Origin of the sequence: Amycolatopsis sp. cmx-4-83, from assembly GCF_046548815.1 — a bacterium.
GTDB classification, from domain to species: domain Bacteria; phylum Actinomycetota; class Actinomycetes; order Mycobacteriales; family Pseudonocardiaceae; genus Amycolatopsis; species Amycolatopsis pretoriensis_A.
The window spans coordinates 145575-163243 of sequence record NZ_JAEBEF010000004.1; the positions used below are offsets into that span (position 1 = coordinate 145575).

Below are 17669 nucleotides of genomic sequence, written 5' to 3' on the forward strand. Positions count from 1 at the left end.
GAAGAAAATGACCGACTTCGTCATGCCGCAGATCGACCCGGCGCTGCTGCCGCCGTCCGTCCGTTATGGACTGTCGGACACGCTGCCGTGGCTGGGCCGGATGCGTGCGGCCAACCCGGTGCTGCGCGACCCGTTCGGCATGCACCACGTGTTCACCCACGCCGAGGTGCAGCAGGCGCTGGCCGACCCCGGCACGTTCTCCAGCGACCCGTCGCACGTGATGCCGCAGGCCGCCGCCGAGCTGTCCGCCGGCATGCTCGCGGTGATGGACCCGCCCGCGCACACCAAGGTCCGCCGGATCGCCAGCGCCGCGTTCACCCCGAAGCGCGTCAAGGACCTCAACGACCGCATCGCGCAGATCGCCGAGGAGCTGCTCGACGCCGCGCCCGGCGACGAGTTCGACTTCGTCACGGCGTTCTCGCAGTACCTGCCGCTGGTCGTGGTGTCGGAGCTGCTCGGCATCCCGAAGACCGACCTGCCGCAGTTCATCGCCTGGACCGAGGCGCTGCTCCAGGTCACCGTGCCGAACCCGAACGACGCCGCCGAGATGGACGCCGCCATGCAGGCGGCCATGTTCGGCCCGCTCGTCCAGATGCAGCAGTACATGGCCGGCTTGTGCGCGGAGCTGCGTGCGAACCCGCGTGACGGCTTCATCAGCGACCTGCTCCAGGCCGAAGTGGACGGTGAGCGGCTCGCCGATCACGAAGCCGTCAACCTCGCCATCCAGCTGCTGCAGGCCGGGCACATCACGTCGGCGTCGGTGCTGGCGAACTTCGTGCTGCGGCTGGGCGAGCACCCGGGCGTCGAGGCGCGCCTGCGCGCCGACCCGGCGCTGATCCCGGCTGCCGTCGACGAGGCACTGCGGTTCACCCCGCCGGTGCCGCGCCTGCAGCGGTTCACCACCACCGACACCGAGCTCGGCGGCGTCGCCATCCCGGCGAAGAGCATGGTCTTCCTGTCGCTGCTGTCGGCCAACCACGACGAAAAGGTGTTCGCGAACCCGGACGCCTTCGACATCGACCGCGGTGCCGCCCGCAACCTCACCTTCGGCCACGGCATCCACTACTGCTTCGGCGCGGCGCTGGCCAAGACCGAGGCGAAGTTCGGCATCGAAGCCCTGCTGCGCCGGTACTCCTCGATCGAGGTCCTGACCGGCGAGCCGGTCGAGTTCTACGAAAGCGAGCTGTTCACGCCGAAGAGCGTCCGGGTGCGGGTGCGGCGGGCGTGACCAGCGCACTGTCCACCGAGGACGTCCCGTCGGCGCGGTTCGGCCTGGGCGAGCAGCTCGCCTGGCTGCGGCGCAAGCGCGAGGACGGCGGGGTGCACGTCGACGCGTCCGGGGCGCACCACGTCTTCTCCCACGCCGACGTCGAGCGCGTCACCAAGGACCCGGCCACGTTCTCCAGCAACCCGGCGCGGGTGCTGCCCGAGGACGTGCCGAACATGACCGAGGGGATGATGCTCGTCGCCGACCCGCCGCAGCACGGCAAGCTGCGGCGGCTGGCGGCGCAGGCGTTCACCCCGCGCAAGATGCGCGACCTCGGCCCGCGGGTCACCGAGATCGCCGAGGGCCTGCTCGCCCGCGCGCCGGAAGGCGGCTTCGACGCGGTCGAGCACTTCACGGTCGAGCTGCCCGCGACGATGATCGCCGAGCTGTTCGGCATCCCGGCCGCCGACGCGGGCGCGTTCCGGTCGCTGGTCGAGCAGATCATGGCGATCGAGCCGCCGGACCTCACCGACGAAGCCGCGGTGCGGGCGGCGGCGGACAGCGCGCTGGGCGGCCCGTTCCTCGAGCTGATGGGCTACCTGCTGCAGCTGTGCGCGCGCCGGCGCGCCGAACCGGGGCCGGGGTTGATCTCGGACCTGGTGCGCGCGCGGCTGGACGGCGAGCGGCTGGCCGATCCGGAGGTGGCGAGCCTGGCCGTGCAGATCCTGCAGGCCGGGCACCTCACCACCGCCGCCGTGCTCGGCCACGCCCTCGTGCTGCTGGCCGAGCACCCGGAAGCGCAGGCCGCGCTGCGGGCCGACCGCGCGCTGATCCCGGGCGCGGTCGAAGAAGTGCTGCGCTGCCGGCCGCCGTCCACGCGGCTGCAGCGCTACACCACGGTGGACACCGAGGTCGCCGGGCACGGGATCCCGGCGGGCGCGGTCGTCGTGCCGTGGATGCTCTCGGCCAACCACGACGACGCCGTGTTCGACGCCCCGGACGTGTTCGACATCCGCCGCAGCCCGAACCGCCACCTGACGTTCGGGCACGGCATCCACTTCTGCCTCGGCGCGATGCTCGCGCGCGTCGAGCTGACCGGTGCGCTGAACGCGCTGTTCGACCACGTTCCGCTGTGGACGGTCGACGGCGTCGTCGAGTACCAGGAATCCCACCTGCTGTTCGGACCGAAGCGGGTTCCGCTGGTCGTCAGCACCACCCCCATCGATCGGAGAGATCTCCCGTGACCGAAACCCTCGACACCGCGACCGGGGTGCCGTCGTTCCCGCTGCCGCGCGGCAAGTGCCCGTACCACCCGCCCGCCGCGTACGCGGAGCTGCACGAGAAGGCACCGCTGTCCGAAGTGGAGCTCGTCGACGGCAAGCGGGCCTGGGTCGTCACCGGCTACGCGGAAGCCCGCGCGCTGCTGTCGGACCCGCGGCTCTCGGCCGCCCGTTCGCACCCGGACTTCCCGAACAACGCCAAGATCATGCCCGGCACCGGCATGCCGCAGCCGGTGCCCGAGGGCGACGCGCTGACGTTCGCGCAGCTCGACGACCCGGAGCACAACGCCCAGCGCAAGCTGGTGATCCCGAGCTTCACGCTGCGCCAGGCCAAGGCGATGCGCCCGAAGATCCAGAAGATCGTCGACGAGCTGATCGACGGCATGCTGGCCGACGGCCCCGGTGCGGACCTCGTCTCGGCGTTCGCGGTGCCGTTCCCGTCGATGATGATGGCGGAGCTGTTCGGCGTGCCGGAGGAGGACCGCGCGGTCTACACCGAGCACGTCCAGTACCTGGCGACCCGGCCGGACATGATGGTGCCGGCGATCTACACGCTGTCCGACTTCTACACGAAGCTCTTCGAGCGCAAGCGCGCCGAGCCGGCCGACGACCTGGCCACGCACATGGTCACCAGCTTCGACGAGCGGCCCGAGGAGATCGGCTTCCAGCAGCTGCTCAACTCGGCGATGCTGGTCACGGTGTCGGGCAACGAGTCCACGATGACGATGATCTCGCTGGGCGCGTTCGCGGTGCTGGACAACCCGGCGCAGGCGGACGTCCTGCGTGCCGACCCGGCGGGCGCGGCCCCGCGCGCGGTGGAGGAGCTGCTGCGCTACATCTCGGCGGGCGACATCATTTCGCGCCTGGCCACCGAGGACATCGAGATCGGCGGCCGGACCGTCCGCGCGGGCGAGGGCGTCATCCTGGCCACGCCGGCGGTCAACCGCGACCCCGAAGCGTTCCCGGCGCCGCACGAGCTCGACCTGCGCCGCGACCACAAGACGCACCTGACCTTCGGCCACGGCCCGCACCAGTGCGTCGCGATGAACTTCGCGACGGCCGCGCTCGAGGTCGTCTTCTCGACGCTGTTCACCCGCCTCCCCGGCCTGCGGCTGGCGGTCCCGTCGGAGGAGGTGCCGCCGGGCGGGCTGGGCGTCCACCGCGTCGCCGAGCTCCCGGTCACGTGGTGACCGCGGACCGCTGGTTCCGCCGGTTCCACGAGGCGCCGGCGGCCAAGGCGCGGCTGGTGTGCCTGCCGCACGCGGGCGGTTCGGCGTCGTTCTACTTCCCGGTGTCGCGGGCGCTCGCCCCGGACGTCGAAGTCCTGTCCGTGCAGTACCCGGGGCGGCAGGACCGGCGGAAGGAACCGTTCGTGCCCACCGTCGAAGGGCTCGCCGACGAGATCGCCACCCTGCTGCGGGGGCTCGACGAGCGGCCGCTGGCGCTGTTCGGGCACAGCATGGGCGCGATGGTCGCGTACGAGGTCACGCGGCGGCTGGAGGCCGGCGGCCCGGAGCCGGTGGTGCTGTTCGTCTCCGGCCGCCGCGCGCCCGACCGGTACCGCGACGACCGCGTCCACACCCGCTCCGACGAGGGGGTGCTGGCCGAGGTGCGCCGCCTGAGCGGCACGGAGGCGGACCTCCTCGGCGACGACGAGGTGGTCCGGATGATCCTGCCGGTGCTGCGCAACGACTACCGCGCGGTGGAGACCTACCGGCACCCGCCGGGCGTCCGGCTGGCGACGCCGGTGGTGGCGTTCACCGGCACCGAGGACCCGGTGGCGTCGGTGGACGAGGTCTCCGCCTGGGCGGAGCACACCACCGGCGGCTTCGAGCTGGTGCCGCTGCCGGGTGGCCACTTCTTCCTGACCCGCCACCAGGACGCCGTGCTGCGGACGATGGCCGACCGGCTGGGCCGGGTCCCCGCCTGAGAGCGGACCGCGGGGTGCGGGTGGTCAGCACCCCGCGGTCTACTCGGAGTAGCGCGGTTGCGACGTCCGGGCTATTTCCGGCCGGATCGGTCACACCGGGCCCCCTTTCGTCGATGTGCCCCGCGGGGATCCCCACCGCGAGTGTGGGGACGGGACACATCTGGGGGGATGACTCGTGCTGCTTTCCTTGCGATCGCGCGGCCGGATCGCCTTGGCCACCGCGCTCACCGCGGCGTTCGCGCTGCTCGTACCGGGGGTCGCGCACGCGGCGCCACCGTCCGACGACGACTTCGACCAGGCGACGGTGATCACCGCGCTGCCGTTCACCGCGCAGCAGGACACGAGCGAGGCCACCCGGGCGGTCGACGACCCGTCCTGGTGCCAGTCGTCCGACGTCCGGGCGTCCGTCTGGTTCCGGTACACGGCCACCGCGGACGGGTACCTGCGCGCCTCGACCAAGGGCAGCGACCCGGAGATGATCCTCGCGGTCCACACCGGGACCCGGGGCGCGCTCCGCGGCGTCGACAACGGCTGCGGCATCGGCGCGGACGCGACGTTCCTGGCGAAGGCCGGCACCACGTACTCCATCATGATCTCCGGCTACGACGTCCCGGGCGGCGCGCTGTCGCTGAGGCTGGACTCCGTCCCGGCCGCGGCCAACGACGACTTCGCGAACGCGCAGCCCGTGCCGTCGCTGCCGTTCTCCGCGCAGCCGGACTTCTCGGTCGCCTCCTACGAAGCCGACGACCCGGAGTCGACCTGCCAGTCCGAGGCCAACCTCGCCCCGTCGGTCTGGTACGCCTACACCAACACCGGCGAGGCGAAGTCGGTCACCGCGCGGACCACCGGGTACGGCTCGGCCCTCTCGGTCTACACCGGGAGCAGCCTGCCGGAGCTGAAGCAGGTGGCCTGCAAGAACGACTCGTACGGGCAGCCGACCGCGTTCCGCGCCGCCACCGGCACGACCTACTACGTCCGCGTGACCGGGACGGCCGGTTCGTACGAGCCCGTCACGCTGTCCCTGGCCGACGCGCCGGCGCTGGACCCGTCGATCTCCCAGTCGCCGTCGTACCCGACGGTCTACGACACCGTTTCGTTCTCCGCGGGCTCCTGGAACGAGATCGACCGGCCGATGACCGCCGACTGGGACTTCGGCGACGGCGCCACGGCCCCGGCCGGCACCGCGCCCGTCTCCCACCACTACGCCACCGACGGCACGTACACCGTCACCATGCACGCGACGTCGCCGGACGGCCGCACGGCCACCAAGACGACGCTCGTCACGGTGACCACGCACGACGTCGGGATCGCCAAGTTCACCGTGCCCACCGCGGCCCGCGTGGGCGTCAGCAAGCCCATTTCGGTCGACGTCAGCAACACCCGCTACGCCGAAACGGCGACGGTCGTGCTGTCCCGCAACGACGGGACCTCCTGGCGGCAGGTCGCCACGCTCACCCTGACCGTGCCCGCGCGGCCCACCAAGACCGTGCGGTTCCCGTTCGCCTACACCTTCACCCCGGAGGACCTGGCGGACGGCAAGGTCACCTTCCGAGCGAGCGTCTCGCTGGACTACCCGATCCGCGACGCCCGGCCGGCGGACAACGAAGTGATCGCCATCGCCACGACCGTCAAGCCGGCCGCCACGCGCATCACCGCCGTCTGAACACTGGGGGGAACAGAATGAGGACCACCGCTTTCCGGCGCCTGCTGGTCGCCGGCCTGGCCGTCGCGGCCGCACTGGTGGCACCGGCCACCGCGCAGGCCGACACTCCGGCCAACGACGATTTCGACACCGCCACCACCGTCACCGCCCTGCCCTTCCGGGCCACCCAGGACTTCGGCGAAGGGACGAAGGCCGCCGACGACCCGACCTCGTGCTACGCCTGGATCGCGACGAGCGCGTGGTACGACTACACCGCGTCCGCCGACGGGTTCGTCCGGGCCCTGCCCACGGGCGCCGGCCAGTTGCCGTTCATCGCGGTCTACACCGGCTCGCGCGGGGCGTTGTCGCAGGTGCCCGGCGCCTGTGCGGAGTGGAACTCCGGGCCGTCGGTGACGTTCCCGGTCACCGCCGGGCAGACGTACCACATCATGGTGTTCAAGCCGTACGCCGGCGCCGGCCAGGTGGCCACGCTGGACCTTTCCAACGTCCCGCGGGAGGCGAACGACGACTTCGCGGCGGCCGCGGTGGCGACGCTGCCGGGGACGTTCTCGGGTGACCTTTCGCGGTCCACGAGCGAGCCGGGCGAGGTGACGGCGAGCTGCGATCCCGAGGCCGACCACTCGGTGTGGTACCGGTACACACCGGACCGCACCCGGCCGATCAGCGTGGAGCGGCGGGGCGGCCGGACGCCGTCGGTCGCGGTGTACCGCGGCCCGGAACTGTCCGAAGTGGACTGCGCGGGGGAGCTGGACGGCACCAAGCGCGTGGTCTTCACGGCGGAGGCCGGCCGGCAGTACTGGCTCCGGGTGGCCACCGACGCCGACGGCGCGTCCCCGTACGACATCCGCCTGACGACCGCGCCGGCGTTGACGCCCAACGTGTACCTGTACTCCGGGGTGAATTCGGTGTTCGACGACATCCAGATGTTCCCGAACGCGGGCGACCACCTCGGCCGCCCGCTGGTCAGCGGTGAGCTGAAGTTCGGCGACGGCACGTCGGTGGCGCTCACGTCGAACGCCGCGCTGACGCACCGCTACGCCGCGGACGGCGACTACCGCCTGGAGATCAGCGCGACGACCGACGACGGGCGCTCGGGGACCGGCAGCCAGGTGGTGCACGTCGAGACGCACGACGTCGCGCTGACCGGGCTGTCCCTGCCCGCGCAGGCGCGTGCGGGGCAGACGAAGCCGGTCAAGGTGTCCGTGGTGAACAACCGCTACGACGAGAAGGTCGTCGTCTCGCTGCGCAAGAAGGGCGAGAGCGGGTACTTCGAGGAGGTCGGCACGCTGACCCAGTTCGTGCCGGCGGGCGGCCGGGTGGAGTTCCCGTTCGCGTATTCGTACACGCCGGCCGACGCGGCGGCGGGACAGGCGGAGTTCGAGGTGACGGCCACGCTCGAGGGCCGTTACGACGGCGACGCCCACCCGGTGGACAACCGGCTGACCGGCGTCACCAAGGTCCGCGCGAGCTGAGTCCCCCGCCCGGGCGCTTGCCGGCGCCCGGGTGAGGTGACCACGGTCCGTGGCCGGTCGGCGGTGTGCGCCGGCCGAGTCCACTTTCGCCTTGGCGGGGCCCCTCGTCCCGCCAAGGCGGAAATTCACCTACCTCGCAGGGGACCCCGTGCATCCTTCGAATCGTTCTCACCCTCCGCAAGGGTAAAAAGCCGCGCGGTGGAAGTTCACCCTGTGTAGCTGATGCGTACGGGGGAAACGGCTCGCGTTCCTTGACAGCACCGGTCCCGCCGGAGTTATGTCACCGCCTGAATTCCGCGGAAAAGGAACCGGAAATCGTTCTCGGGCCACCGGTACGAATCGAGCCACGCCACCGATGAAAGAAGACCCACGTCGTTCCGCCCCCTCCTGGAATCCGGGTGACTGGGGGCTGCGCACCAAGATCTCCGTCGTGCTGCTGCTGCCCGTCCTGGTCGCCTTGCTGCTGGCCGGGGCCCGGGTGCAGGGCGAACTCGCCCGGGCCGGCGGGCTCAGCGCCGTGCGCGACCAAATGCCCGTCGTACAAGGGATTTCCGAACTCGCCGGGCTCGTCGACGACGAGATGATCCACGACGGTGCCGCCGCGCAGACCGCCGCCGTCGACGGGAAAGCCGCGTCGGTGCGCCGGGACGCCGCATTTTCGCAGCTCACCCCGCAACTCGCCGGCGCATTGGAAGATCAGCTCGGTAAATTGGCCGAGCTGCGCCAGCAGACCGGTTCCGCGGCCGCCAAAACCGCCGCTTACCACGACTTCACGGTCGTGCTCGGCGAAGTGATCCCCGGCGTTGTCGGCCAAGCCGGGAATGCCGATCTCGGCGCGTCGGCGAGCCTCAGCGCGGCGTTGGTGCAGCTGAGGACCGTGCTCGCCGTCCAGGAAGCCGTGGCGGGCGACCCCGGTGGCGCCGCGGTGGCCGAGCGCGCCGCGTCCGAAGAGGCCGTGCTCACCGGTCAGATCCGCCGCGTGACGCCGGCGGGCGCGGCGGCGGCCCGGTTCGCCGCGGCGACCAGCCCGGGTGCCGGCGGCCCCGCCGCGAAGCGCGCGGTGCTCGGCACCGTGCTGGCCGAACAGGTGAAAACGCTTTCGGACGCGGTCGGCGTGCAGACCAACCTCGCCCGCTCGGACGCGCTGCGCGACGCCGCGCTGGTGCTCGCGGCCCTGCTCTGCGCCCTCGCCATCGCGCTCGCCGTCGCCCGGTCGGTCGTGGCCCCGATCCGGCGGCTGCACGCGGCCGCGCTGGACACCGCGCGCCGACGGCTGCCCGGCACCATCGAACGCATCCGGGGCGGCGAGGACGTCGACTGGCGGGCGACCCCGCCGCTGCCGGTCGACTCGGAGGAGGAGGTCGGCCAGCTCGCCCGCGCCTTCGACGACATGCACCGGCAGGCGGTCCGGCTCGCCGTCGGCGAGCAGGCCGAGATGCGGATCCAGGTCAGCGAGATGTTCATGACGCTGTCGCGGCGCAGCCAGTCGCTGGTGGAGCTGCAGCTTTCGGTGATCGAGGACCTCGAAGCCGACGAGCAGGACCCGCAGCGGCTGGCCGAGCTGTTCCAGATCGACCACATCGCCACGCGGCTGCGGCGCAACGGCGAAAACCTGCAGGTCCTCGCCGGTGGCCGGCCGGTGCGGCGGGAAACCGGCCCGGTGGCGACGGTCGAGCTGCTGCGGGCGGCGACGTCGGAGGTCAAGGACTACCAGCGCATCACCCTCGGCAACGCCCCGCGCGGCTCGGTGCAGGCCGAAGCCGCGGCCGACATCGTGCACATCCTCGCGGAGCTGCTGGAGAACGCCATCCGGTCGTCGCCGCCGGGGGAGCAGGTCGTGCTCACCGCCGACCGCGGCTTCGACGGCGGCGTGCTCGTCGAGGTCGTCGACGTCGGTCTCGGCATGACCCGCGAAGACCTCGAAGCGGCCAACGCCCGGCTGGCCGCCGGCGCGTCGGTGAGCCCGGAGACCACCCGCCGGATGGGCCTGTTCGTGGTGAGCAGGCTGGCCGCCTCGCACGGGATCACCGTCCGGCTGCGGCCGACGACCACGCGGACCGCGAGCGCCGGCATCACCGCCAGCGTGCACGTGCCCGGTGTGCTGGTCCTGGTCGACCTGCCGGCCCGGCCCGGCCCGCTCGCGCTGCTCCCGGCCGTCAACGGCACCGCGCGGCCCGAGCTCGAACCCCGGTGGCCCGCCGAAGAACCCGGCCCCGCGCCACCGGCGGACCCGCTGACCCCGATCTTCGACCAGATGCTGTCGCACTGGTTCGCCGAAACCCCGCCGGAAGCGGCGCGCCCGGCGGGCTGGGCGAGCCCCGCCGACCAGGTGCGGCAGGCCGCCGAAGCCGCGGTCGGGACCGTCGGCGAGCCCGAGTTCACCGACTCGGGCCTGCCGACCCGGCAGCCCGGCGCGCAGCTGGCCCCGGGCTCGGCCGCCCCGCGCCACCCGCAGCAGGGCGACCCGTCCTTCCGCGACCCGGCGGCGGTGCGGAGCAACCTTTCCCGGCACTACAGCGGTATGCGCGCGGCCCGCCACCGGGTCTCGGCCGAGCCGGACGCGGAGCAGCGATGAGTACCCGGCAGGAAGGAATGGAAGTGACCGACGGGTCCCGGAACTGGCTGGTGTCGGCGTTCACCCAGGAGGTGCCCGGGGTGGCGCACGCGGCGCTCGTCTCGGCGGACGGGCTGCTCGTGGCGGCGAACGACACCCTGCCGCGCGACCGCGGCGACCAGCTCTCGGCGATCGCGTCCGGGCTCGCCAGCCTCGCGCTCGGCACGGCCGACCTGTTCACCGCCGGCCGCGTCGTGCAGTCGGTGATCGAGATGGAGCAAGGATTTCTGCTGCTGATGAACGTCGGGGACGGCTCGAACCTGGTCGTGCTGGCCAACCCGGGCTGCGACATCGGGCTGGTCGGCTACGAGATGACGTTGCTGGTGGACCGGGTCGGGAAGGTGGTCGAGACCCCGGCGCGGCCGGCGGCCTCGCCGGGAGCGGCCCGGTGACCGACGGCCGGCGACGCGAGGGCGGGCGGCACGCGGCGTCGCTGGCCCGCCCCTACGCCTGGACCGCCGGTCGCACGCGGCCGAAGGTCGACCTGGCGGTGGAAGCCCTCGTCGAGACGACGGCGGAAGGCCGCACCGCGTCCTTCAGCCCGACCAACCCCCTGGCCGCGGTGATGGAGCTGTGCCTGCACAAGCGTTCGGTGGCCGAGGTCGCGGCCCACCTCGGCGTGCCGCTCGGGGTGGCCAGGGTGCTCATCGGCGACCTGCTCAGCGCCGGCCAGGTGTCCATCCGCGACACGCTCACCGCGGACGCCTCCTGGGACGAACGCAACGACCTGCTCGAAAGGGTCCTCAGTGGACTACGTGCACTCTGACAAACTGATCACGTCGGCCAAGATCGTCGTCGCGGGCGGCTTCGGGGCCGGGAAGACGACGTTCGTCGGCGCCGTCTCGGAAATCGACCCGCTGCGCACCGAAGCGCTGATGACGTCGGCGGCGGTCGGCGTCGACCGGGTCGAAGCGGTGCCCGGGAAGGTCGCGACGACGGTCGCGATGGACTTCGGCAGGCTCACCCTCGCCGAGGACCTGATCCTCTACGTCTTCGGCACGCCGGGCCAGCACCGGTTCTGGTTCATGTGGGACGACCTGGTCTGCGGCGCGGTGGCCGCGATCGTCCTGGTCGACACGCGCCGGCTGGCGGACTCGTTCGCGTCGATCGACTTCTTCGAATCCCGCGGCCTGCCGTTCCTGGTGGCCATCAACCAGTTCGAGGACACCCGCCAGCACCCGCCCGCGCAGGTGCGCGAAGCCCTCAAGGTCCCGGCGGCGGTGGAGGTCGTCACCTGCGACGCGCGCTCCCCGGAGTCCACGAAGCGGATCCTCATCGCCGCGGCCGAGCACGCGCTCGCCGAGCACCACTCACCACGATCGCGGAAAGCCTGACAGGAGCCCGGAATGCCCATGAACCACGACGATTTCGCGATGGGGCACTGGCTCGTGGTGCTCGCCTACCTGACATCGGTGGTGGGGTGCGCCCTCGGGCTCGCCTGCACGCTGCAGGCGCGTTCGACCGACAACCCGCGCGTCCGGCTGACGTGGCTGGGCCTCGCGGCGCTGTCCATCGGCGGCGTCGGCATCTGGGTCATGCACTTCATCGCGATGCTCGGCTTTTCGACCCCGGGGATGCCGGTGCGCTACGACATCCTCCGCACGGCGGTGTCGGCGCTCCTCTCGGTGGTGGCGGTGTTCTGCGGCCTGCTGGTGTTCGGCGTCCGCAACCGCTTCGCCTGGCGCCGCCTGCTCCTGGGCGGCCTGCTCACCGGCCTCGCGGTGGCGGTGATGCACTACACGGGCATGTGGGCGGTCCAGGTCAAGGGCACGATCGGCTACGACCCGACGCTGGTGGTGCTGTCGGTCCTCATCGCGGTGGTCGCGGCGACGGCGGCCCTGTGGTTCACGGTCGGCCTGGACAAGCTCCTGCCCCGCCTGGCCGCGGGCCTGGTGATGGGCGCGGCGGTGACGGGCATGCACTACACGGGCATGGCGGCGGTCCGCCTGAACCTGGACCCGGCGGCGCCGGACCCGTCGGGCACGGAGGTGTTCTCGTTCCTGTTCCCGGTGTTCGTGCTGGCGGCGCTGGCGATGGCGGTCCCGATCTGCGCGGTGCTGATGGCGACGTCGAGTTCGGAGGCACCACGGCACACGACGGTCGGGTCCTGAGCGGCCTTGAATCAGTCCGTGGGCACCGGGAAGCGGTCCGCGCTGAAGTGCACCAGGATCGCCGTCGCCGTCGCGCAGACCTCGTCCCCCGCACGCAGCGTGCCCGACGCGTGCAGCTTCCGCCCGTCACGGCGGACGAGCCGGCCCTCGGCGACGAGCGGGACCGCGTACGGCGTGCCGCGGTGGTAGTCGACCGTCAGCGAGGCCGTCATCCCCGGGTAGCCCGCGGCCGCCGTGGCGCGGCCGAGGACGTGGTCGAGGACCGCCGCCACCCAGCCGCCGTGGACCCGGCCGGGCGGCCCTTCGTGCGCGGCGCCGAGCAGCACCTCGGCCCGCACCGACTCCGGGCCGACGGCGACCCAGGCCAGCGGCGGGGCCAGCGGGTTCCCGGGCCCTTCCAGGGGGTTGTTGACGCTCAGGTGCCCGCCGCCTTCGAGGGCGGCCAGCAGCAACGGCGGCGCCTCCCCGGCCGCGCGCAGGGCCGTGGTCACCGCTTCGACCCGGCGCGCCGCCGCGGCCAGGTCGGCTTCGTCGTCGCGCACGCGCACCGAGGCTTCGATCAGCTCGCGGATCCGGGTGCCGAGCAGGGCACGCCCGGGCGGAACGCCGTCGATCACCGGGAAGGTCATCGCACCCCCTGAAACTAGAACGTGTTTCAGGTTACCAGGTCGGGCGGGCGGTGACGCCGCCGTCGACGACGAGGTCGTGGCCGGTCACGAAGGACGCCAGCGGGGAGGCCAGGAAGACGCACGCGTTGCCGACGTCGGCCGGGGTGCCCAGGCGGCCCAGCGGGGCCGAGCGCTGCCAGCGCTCGACGCCCTCGGGCCAGTCCCGCGCGAGTCCCGGCCGGTCGATCAGCCCCGGCGACACCGTGTTGACGCGGATCCCGCGCGGCCCGTACTCCAGCGCCGCGCCGCGCGCGTGCACGACCAGCGCCGCCTTCGCCGCGCTGTAGTGGACGTGCCCCGGTGCGGGCTGCCGGGCCTCGATCGACGCCACGTGCGTGACGCTCCCGCCCTCGCCCAGCAGCCGGGCCGCCGCCCGGGTGCAGGAGAACGCGCTGGTCAGGGTCGCGTCCAGCATCGCCCGCCAGCGCTCGGCCGTGATGTCGGCAAGGGGTTCGACCGGCTGGACGCCGGCGTTGTTGACCAGCGCGTCGAGCCGCCCGCCCCACTCCGCGACGGCGTCGAGCAGGGCGTGGCAGGCGGTGTCGTCGGTGAGCTCGGCGGCGAACGCGCGGGCCCGCCCACCGGCGGCTTCGATCGCCTCGACGACGTCGTCCGCGGCGCCGGGACGCCGGTGGTGCACGGCCACCGCGCTGCCCGCCTCGGCGAACCGGAGCGCGATGCCGCGCCCGATGCCCCCGGACGCGCCGGTGACGCAGGTGATCGTGCCGGAGAGATCGAGTGCGCTGCTCATCGCCTCGATCGTAGATCCGCGCCCCGGTCCGTCGTACCTTGTGGGCATGGCCAAGACCCAGAAGTTCGCCGAGCTGCTGCGGACCCAGATCCGCCACGAGTTCACCGCCGCCCAGCAGTACATCGCGCTCGCCGTCTGGCTGGACGCGCGTGACCTGCCGCGGCTGGCCAAACGCTTCTACCGGCAGGCGATCGAGGAGCGGAACCACGCGCTGGCGATGGTGCGCTACCTGCTCGACCGCGACCACCCGGTGGCGATCCCGGGCACCGGCGACGTCCGGAACGACTTCTCGAGCGTGCACGAGGTGATCGAGCTGGCCCTGCAGCAGGAGCGCGCGGTCACCACGGACATCGAGGCGATGGCGAAGGCCGCGCGCGCCGAGGAGGACTACCTCGGCGAGCAGTTCATGGGCTGGTTCCTCAAGGAGCAGGTCGAGGAGGTCGCCCAGATGACGACACTGCTGGCGGTCGTCGAGCGGGCCGGCGACAACCTGTTCGAGGTCGAGAACCACCTCTACCGCGAGGCGGCGACCGAGGCCGAGGACGCCCCGGACATGCCCCCGGTGGCGGGCGGCAAGCTCTGACGGCGTGAGCACGGGTGGCGCCGGGGGCGGGTCGTGCGTCGCCGGGCTGGGTCCCGCGTCGGACTGGTACCGCAACATCGAGGCCCGGCCGCCGGTCGAGGTCGTCGTCGGCACCCGGCGGTTCGCGCCGCGGCACCGGGTGCTCGGCGAGGCCGAAGCGGCGGAGGTCATCGCCGCCTACGAGCACCGCAACCGCTGGGCGCGCCCGATCCTGCGGCGGTGCTGAGCAAGCTGCTCGGCTGGTCCTACGACGGCAGCGAGGCCGCGCGCCGCCGGCTGGCCGGGCAGCTGCCCCTCGTCGCGTTCGGCGATCCGTCCGTCCACCGAGGACCCGGCGGAAGCGGCATCCCCCCGGGCGATGCCGCTTCCGCCTTTTCCTTCAGTGGCAGAAGGAAACTTCCGGGAACCCCGGCCGGTCGAGTAGTGGCCGCGGCTCGCCGCGCAGGTGCTGGTCGAAGAAGGCGTTGACGTAGGCCCGGGTGATGGCCTGCGTGCGCACGCCACCCGTCGTGGCGCCCATGTCGATGCCGAACTCGTCCGCCAGCAGACCGACGTCGGTGAAGGACGCGTGCTGCGTGCCCGCCACCTCCGCCCAGCGCTTCCAGCCGGTCAGCTGCGCCCAGTCCCGTTCCCACGGCTCGTTGCCCGGCGCGCACGCCGTGGCCGCGAGCTGGTGGCTCACGAACATGAACGGCCGGTCCAGGCCGGGCGCGGTGAGCGGGACCTCGGTGGTGCCGTCGATGTCCATCCCGGCCCGCACCCGGGCGTCGGCGACCATCGTGGGCAACGAGCTGGCTCCGCCGACGGAGTGCCCGGCCATGCCGATCCGGGACGCGTCGATCAGTGACCCCCACTTCGAGCGCGTCAGCGAGTCCAGCACGAACGACACGTCGGCGGCCCGGCCGAGCACCAGTTTCCGCCAGAAAGCGCTGTCGTGCGGCACTTCGCACGACGCGCACCCGGCGAACCGCCCGCCGGGCATGCTCTGGCCACTGTTTTCGTAGGTGTGGCCGATGACCGCGACCGCGTAGCCGTGGCTCGCCAGGTCCTCGGCGAGCGCGGAGAGCGTGGCGCGCGGCTTGGTGTAGCCGGGGGACAGGACGACCAGCGGCAGGTGCCGCCCGCCCGGCCGGGCGTCGGCCACGGAGTTCGTCACCATCGTCGTGAGCAGGTCCGGCGGCACGTCCAGGCCGCTGCCCTCGAGCAGGGCCGCGGATTCCGCCGGCGTGAGGTACTGCGTCTTCGGGCCGGTCGAGGCCGCCGCCGGGTAGAACAGCGTGACCATCAGCTCGCGGTAGGGCACCGACGGCACCCACGGGTCAGGCCGCGAAGTGTCCTTGAGGTACACCGAAGTGCTGCCCACCGGCCGGTCCCCGGTCGGCGCGGGCAGGTACGGCGTCGACGTCCGCGCGAAGCCCACTTCCGGGTACCGCGCGGACGGCTGGGCCAGCAAGGGCTGGGGTTCGCCGCTCAGGTGCTCGTCGAAGAACGCCCGGACGTACGCGGCGGTGACGGCCTGGACGCGCGCGGCCGGTGTCGTCGCGCCGAAGCCGACGCCGAGCTGTTCGCCGATCAAGCCGAGGTCGGTGAACGACGCGGAGACCGTCCCCGCCACGACGAGAGAGCGCTTCCAGCCCGTCAGCCGGTTCCAGTCCGGTTGCCGCGCTTCCGTGCCCAGGAAGAGGAACGGCCGGTCGAGCGCGGGCGGCGGGCCGTCCGTGGTGCCGTCGAGGTCGAGCCCGGTCCCGACCCGCGGATCGGCCGCCACCGCGTCGATGGTGTTCGCGCGCCCGGCCAGCCCGATCCGGGACGGGTCGATCAGCGGTGCCCACTTCGAGCGCAGCAGCGAATCCAGCACGGCCGGAACGTCCGCGGTCCGGCCGGTCACCGCGACGACGGTGCCGTGGCTCGCCAGGTCCTCGGCGAGCGAGGTCAGTTCGGCGCCGGAGGAGAGGACGACCAGCGGCAGGTGCCGCCCGGCCGGACGCGCGTCGACGAACGCGTCGGTGCGGACCGCGGTGAGCGCCGACGGCGGGATCGTGGTGATCCCGGCTTCCGCGAGGGCGGCTTTCGCCTCCGCTCCGGTCATGAACTGCTTCCGCTTGCCCGATGCGGAAACCGCCGGGTAGAACAGGTCGCCCCGCGCCAGGGCAGCCGTGCCCACCGGCCGGTCGCCGGTCGGTTTCGCCAGTGCGGGCGCCGGAGCCGCCGACGCGGCGGGTGCGGACAGCGTGAGGGCGAGCGCGGTGATCACCATGAGGCTCTTCATCCGATGAACGTCACTTCCGGGTAGGCGGGCGACGGCGCGGCCAGCAGGGGCCGCGGGCGGCAGCGCAGGTGCTGGTCGAAGAAAGCGCTTACGTAGGTCCGCGTGACGGCCAGCGCGCGCTCGGCGTCGATCGACGCGCCGAGGTCGACGCCGAGTTGCGCGGCGAGCACCCCGAGGTCGGTGAACGACTGGTGCACCGTGCCGGACACCATGAGCCAGCGCTTCCACCCGGTGAGGTGGGTCCAGTCGGTTTCCCAGTCGTCGTACGGTCCCTGCTGCCCCGGCGTGTAGCCGTCCATGCTGCCGAGGAACAGGAACGGCCTCGCCAGTCCGGACGACGGCAGCGGCACGTGGACGCTGCCGTCGATGTCGGCGCCGGCGCGGATCCGCGGGTCGGCCAGCATCGCCTGCGTCGTGACCGCGCCGCCCGCCGAGTGCCCGGTCATGCCGATCCGCGCCGGGTCGATGAGCGCGCCCCACTTCTTCGAGCGCAGCAGCTCGTCGAGCACGAACGACGTGTCCTTCGACCGGACCCGCGTGAACTTCTCCCAGAAGCCGGGCTGGTCGTCGGCTTCGCACGCGGCGCAGCCGGTGACGTGCCCGTCCGGGAAGGTGGTCGCGCGGTTTTCGTAGGTGTGGTCGATCGCCGCCACGGCGTACCCGCGGCCGGCGAGTTCCTCGGCCAGCGCGGTGAGCGTGGCGCGGGGCTGGGTCCACCCCGGCGACAGCACGACCAGCGGCAGGCCGTGCCACCGCCCGGCCGGCCGCGCGTCGACGACGGCGTTCGTCCGGACGGTGCTCAGGACGTCCAGCGGCAGCCCGGGGATGTTCTCCCGTTCGAGGTTGCGTTCGGATTCCAGCGGCGTCATGTACTGCTTCGTGGGCCCGTTCGCCGAGGTCGCCGGGTAGAACAGGGAGACCATCAGTTCCCGGTAGGGCACCGACGGTACCCACGGATCAGACCGCGAAATGTCCTTAAGGGACAGTGAAGTGACACCGACGGGCTCGTGACCCGTCGGACGGGGCAGGTGGGGCGTGGTGCTCGCCTCGGCGGGTGCCGCGGACAGCGTCAGGGTCAAGGCGGTGGCCACCGCGAGTGTGCGCATGATTCCCCCAGGAAC

At 72.6% G+C, this 17669-nt stretch carries 17 protein-coding genes; 13 read left to right on the plus strand and 4 right to left on the minus strand.

Translation table 11 applies throughout. The features are described 5' to 3' along the window. Nucleotides 1–7 precede the first annotated feature (7 nt). The 11 genes from ACLJQM_RS13220 to ACLJQM_RS13270 all read left to right on the plus strand — a co-directional run bounded on the left by ACLJQM_RS13220 (nucleotide 8) and on the right by ACLJQM_RS13270 (nucleotide 12277). Nucleotides 8–1228, plus strand: a complete 1221-nt coding sequence (locus tag ACLJQM_RS13220) for a cytochrome P450 (protein WP_410631425.1) — start codon at nucleotides 8–10, stop codon at nucleotides 1226–1228. Beyond that, nucleotides 1225–2451, plus strand: coding sequence for a cytochrome P450 (locus tag ACLJQM_RS13225; RefSeq protein WP_410631426.1), 1227 nt, complete (start codon nucleotides 1225–1227; stop codon nucleotides 2449–2451). Before ACLJQM_RS13220 ends, ACLJQM_RS13225 begins: the two co-directional genes overlap by 4 nt. Continuing rightward, complete coding sequence (locus ACLJQM_RS13230) at nucleotides 2448–3677, plus strand: cytochrome P450 (protein WP_410631427.1); 1230 nt, start codon at nucleotides 2448–2450, stop codon at nucleotides 3675–3677. The genes ACLJQM_RS13225 and ACLJQM_RS13230 overlap by 4 nt, the downstream gene beginning before the upstream one ends. Next, nucleotides 3674–4417, plus strand: a complete 744-nt coding sequence (locus tag ACLJQM_RS13235) for a thioesterase II family protein (RefSeq protein WP_410631428.1) — start codon at nucleotides 3674–3676, stop codon at nucleotides 4415–4417. The genes ACLJQM_RS13230 and ACLJQM_RS13235 overlap by 4 nt, the downstream gene beginning before the upstream one ends. A 175-nt stretch (nucleotides 4418–4592) precedes the next feature. Beyond that, a complete protein-coding gene (locus ACLJQM_RS13240; RefSeq protein WP_410631429.1) occupies nucleotides 4593–6080 on the plus strand; it encodes a PKD domain-containing protein in 1488 nt (495 codons plus the stop codon). A gap of 17 nt (nucleotides 6081–6097) precedes the next feature. Then, on the plus strand, nucleotides 6098–7552 hold the full coding sequence (locus ACLJQM_RS13245) for a hypothetical protein (protein WP_410631430.1): 1455 nt from the start codon (nucleotides 6098–6100) through the stop codon (nucleotides 7550–7552). Nucleotides 7553–7982: 430 nt separating this feature from the next. Beyond that, the gene (locus tag ACLJQM_RS13250; RefSeq protein WP_410631431.1) at nucleotides 7983–10127 is read left to right on the plus strand and encodes an ATP-binding protein; all 2145 of its coding nucleotides are present in this window, start codon (nucleotides 7983–7985) and stop codon (nucleotides 10125–10127) included. Next, nucleotides 10124–10558 (plus strand): roadblock/LC7 domain-containing protein, encoded by a 435-nt coding sequence (locus ACLJQM_RS13255; protein WP_410631432.1) that lies wholly within the window; start codon nucleotides 10124–10126, stop codon nucleotides 10556–10558. Before ACLJQM_RS13250 ends, ACLJQM_RS13255 begins: the two co-directional genes overlap by 4 nt. Next, the gene (locus tag ACLJQM_RS13260) at nucleotides 10555–10932 is read left to right on the plus strand and encodes a DUF742 domain-containing protein (protein ID WP_247019697.1); all 378 of its coding nucleotides are present in this window, start codon (nucleotides 10555–10557) and stop codon (nucleotides 10930–10932) included. Before ACLJQM_RS13255 ends, ACLJQM_RS13260 begins: the two co-directional genes overlap by 4 nt. Further along, nucleotides 10913–11500 (plus strand): GTP-binding protein, encoded by a 588-nt coding sequence (locus tag ACLJQM_RS13265; RefSeq protein WP_247019698.1) that lies wholly within the window; start codon nucleotides 10913–10915, stop codon nucleotides 11498–11500. The genes ACLJQM_RS13260 and ACLJQM_RS13265 overlap by 20 nt, the downstream gene beginning before the upstream one ends. An 18-nt stretch (nucleotides 11501–11518) precedes the next feature. Next, nucleotides 11519–12277, plus strand: a complete 759-nt coding sequence (locus ACLJQM_RS13270; RefSeq protein ID WP_247025553.1) for an MHYT domain-containing protein — start codon at nucleotides 11519–11521, stop codon at nucleotides 12275–12277. A gap of 11 nt (nucleotides 12278–12288) precedes the next feature. Here ACLJQM_RS13270 and ACLJQM_RS13275 read toward each other — a convergent pair whose 3' ends face one another. After that, nucleotides 12289–12906: a PaaI family thioesterase gene (locus tag ACLJQM_RS13275; protein ID WP_410631433.1), complete on the minus strand. Its 618-nt coding sequence runs from the start codon at nucleotides 12904–12906 to the stop codon at nucleotides 12289–12291. 31 nt (nucleotides 12907–12937) lie between these two features. After that, nucleotides 12938–13696, minus strand: coding sequence for an SDR family NAD(P)-dependent oxidoreductase (locus ACLJQM_RS13280; RefSeq protein ID WP_410631434.1), 759 nt, complete (start codon nucleotides 13694–13696; stop codon nucleotides 12938–12940). 46 nt (nucleotides 13697–13742) lie between these two features. Here ACLJQM_RS13280 and ACLJQM_RS13285 point away from each other — a divergent pair, with 46 nt between their 5' ends. Both ACLJQM_RS13285 and ACLJQM_RS13290 read left to right on the plus strand, forming a co-directional pair. After that, nucleotides 13743–14279: a ferritin gene (locus ACLJQM_RS13285; RefSeq protein WP_247019702.1), complete on the plus strand. Its 537-nt coding sequence runs from the start codon at nucleotides 13743–13745 to the stop codon at nucleotides 14277–14279. 4 nt (nucleotides 14280–14283) lie between these two features. Continuing rightward, on the plus strand, nucleotides 14284–14505 hold the full coding sequence (locus tag ACLJQM_RS13290) for a hypothetical protein (RefSeq protein WP_410631435.1): 222 nt from the start codon (nucleotides 14284–14286) through the stop codon (nucleotides 14503–14505). Between the two features lie 153 nt (nucleotides 14506–14658). On the opposite strand, the gene ACLJQM_RS13295 is transcribed toward ACLJQM_RS13290, so the two are convergent. Beyond that, nucleotides 14659–16548, minus strand: coding sequence for an esterase (locus ACLJQM_RS13295; protein WP_410631436.1), 1890 nt, complete (start codon nucleotides 16546–16548; stop codon nucleotides 14659–14661). Beyond that, nucleotides 16545–17654, minus strand: a complete 1110-nt coding sequence (locus tag ACLJQM_RS13300; RefSeq protein WP_410631437.1) for an alpha/beta hydrolase family protein — start codon at nucleotides 17652–17654, stop codon at nucleotides 16545–16547. Before ACLJQM_RS13300 ends, ACLJQM_RS13295 begins: the two co-directional genes overlap by 4 nt. Nucleotides 17655–17669 lie beyond the last annotated feature (15 nt).

Coding starts and splice junctions, on each gene's coding strand:
- ACLJQM_RS13245 (WP_410631430.1), top strand. CDS start 6,098: ATGAGGACCACCGCTTTCCGGCGCCTGCTGGTCGCCGGCCTGGCCGTC.
- ACLJQM_RS13275 (WP_410631433.1), bottom strand. CDS start 12,906: ATGACCTTCCCGGTGATCGACGGCGTTCCGCCCGGGCGTGCCCTGCTC.
- ACLJQM_RS13220 (WP_410631425.1), top strand. CDS start 8: ATGACCGACTTCGTCATGCCGCAGATCGACCCGGCGCTGCTGCCGCCG.
- ACLJQM_RS13280 (WP_410631434.1), bottom strand. CDS start 13,696: ATGAGCAGCGCACTCGATCTCTCCGGCACGATCACCTGCGTCACCGGC.
- ACLJQM_RS13285 (WP_247019702.1), top strand. CDS start 13,743: ATGGCCAAGACCCAGAAGTTCGCCGAGCTGCTGCGGACCCAGATCCGC.
- ACLJQM_RS13255 (WP_410631432.1), top strand. CDS start 10,124: ATGAGTACCCGGCAGGAAGGAATGGAAGTGACCGACGGGTCCCGGAAC.
- ACLJQM_RS13300 (WP_410631437.1), bottom strand. CDS start 17,654: ATGCGCACACTCGCGGTGGCCACCGCCTTGACCCTGACGCTGTCCGCG.
- ACLJQM_RS13295 (WP_410631436.1), bottom strand. CDS start 16,548: ATGAAGAGCCTCATGGTGATCACCGCGCTCGCCCTCACGCTGTCCGCA.
- ACLJQM_RS13270 (WP_247025553.1), top strand. CDS start 11,519: ATGAACCACGACGATTTCGCGATGGGGCACTGGCTCGTGGTGCTCGCC.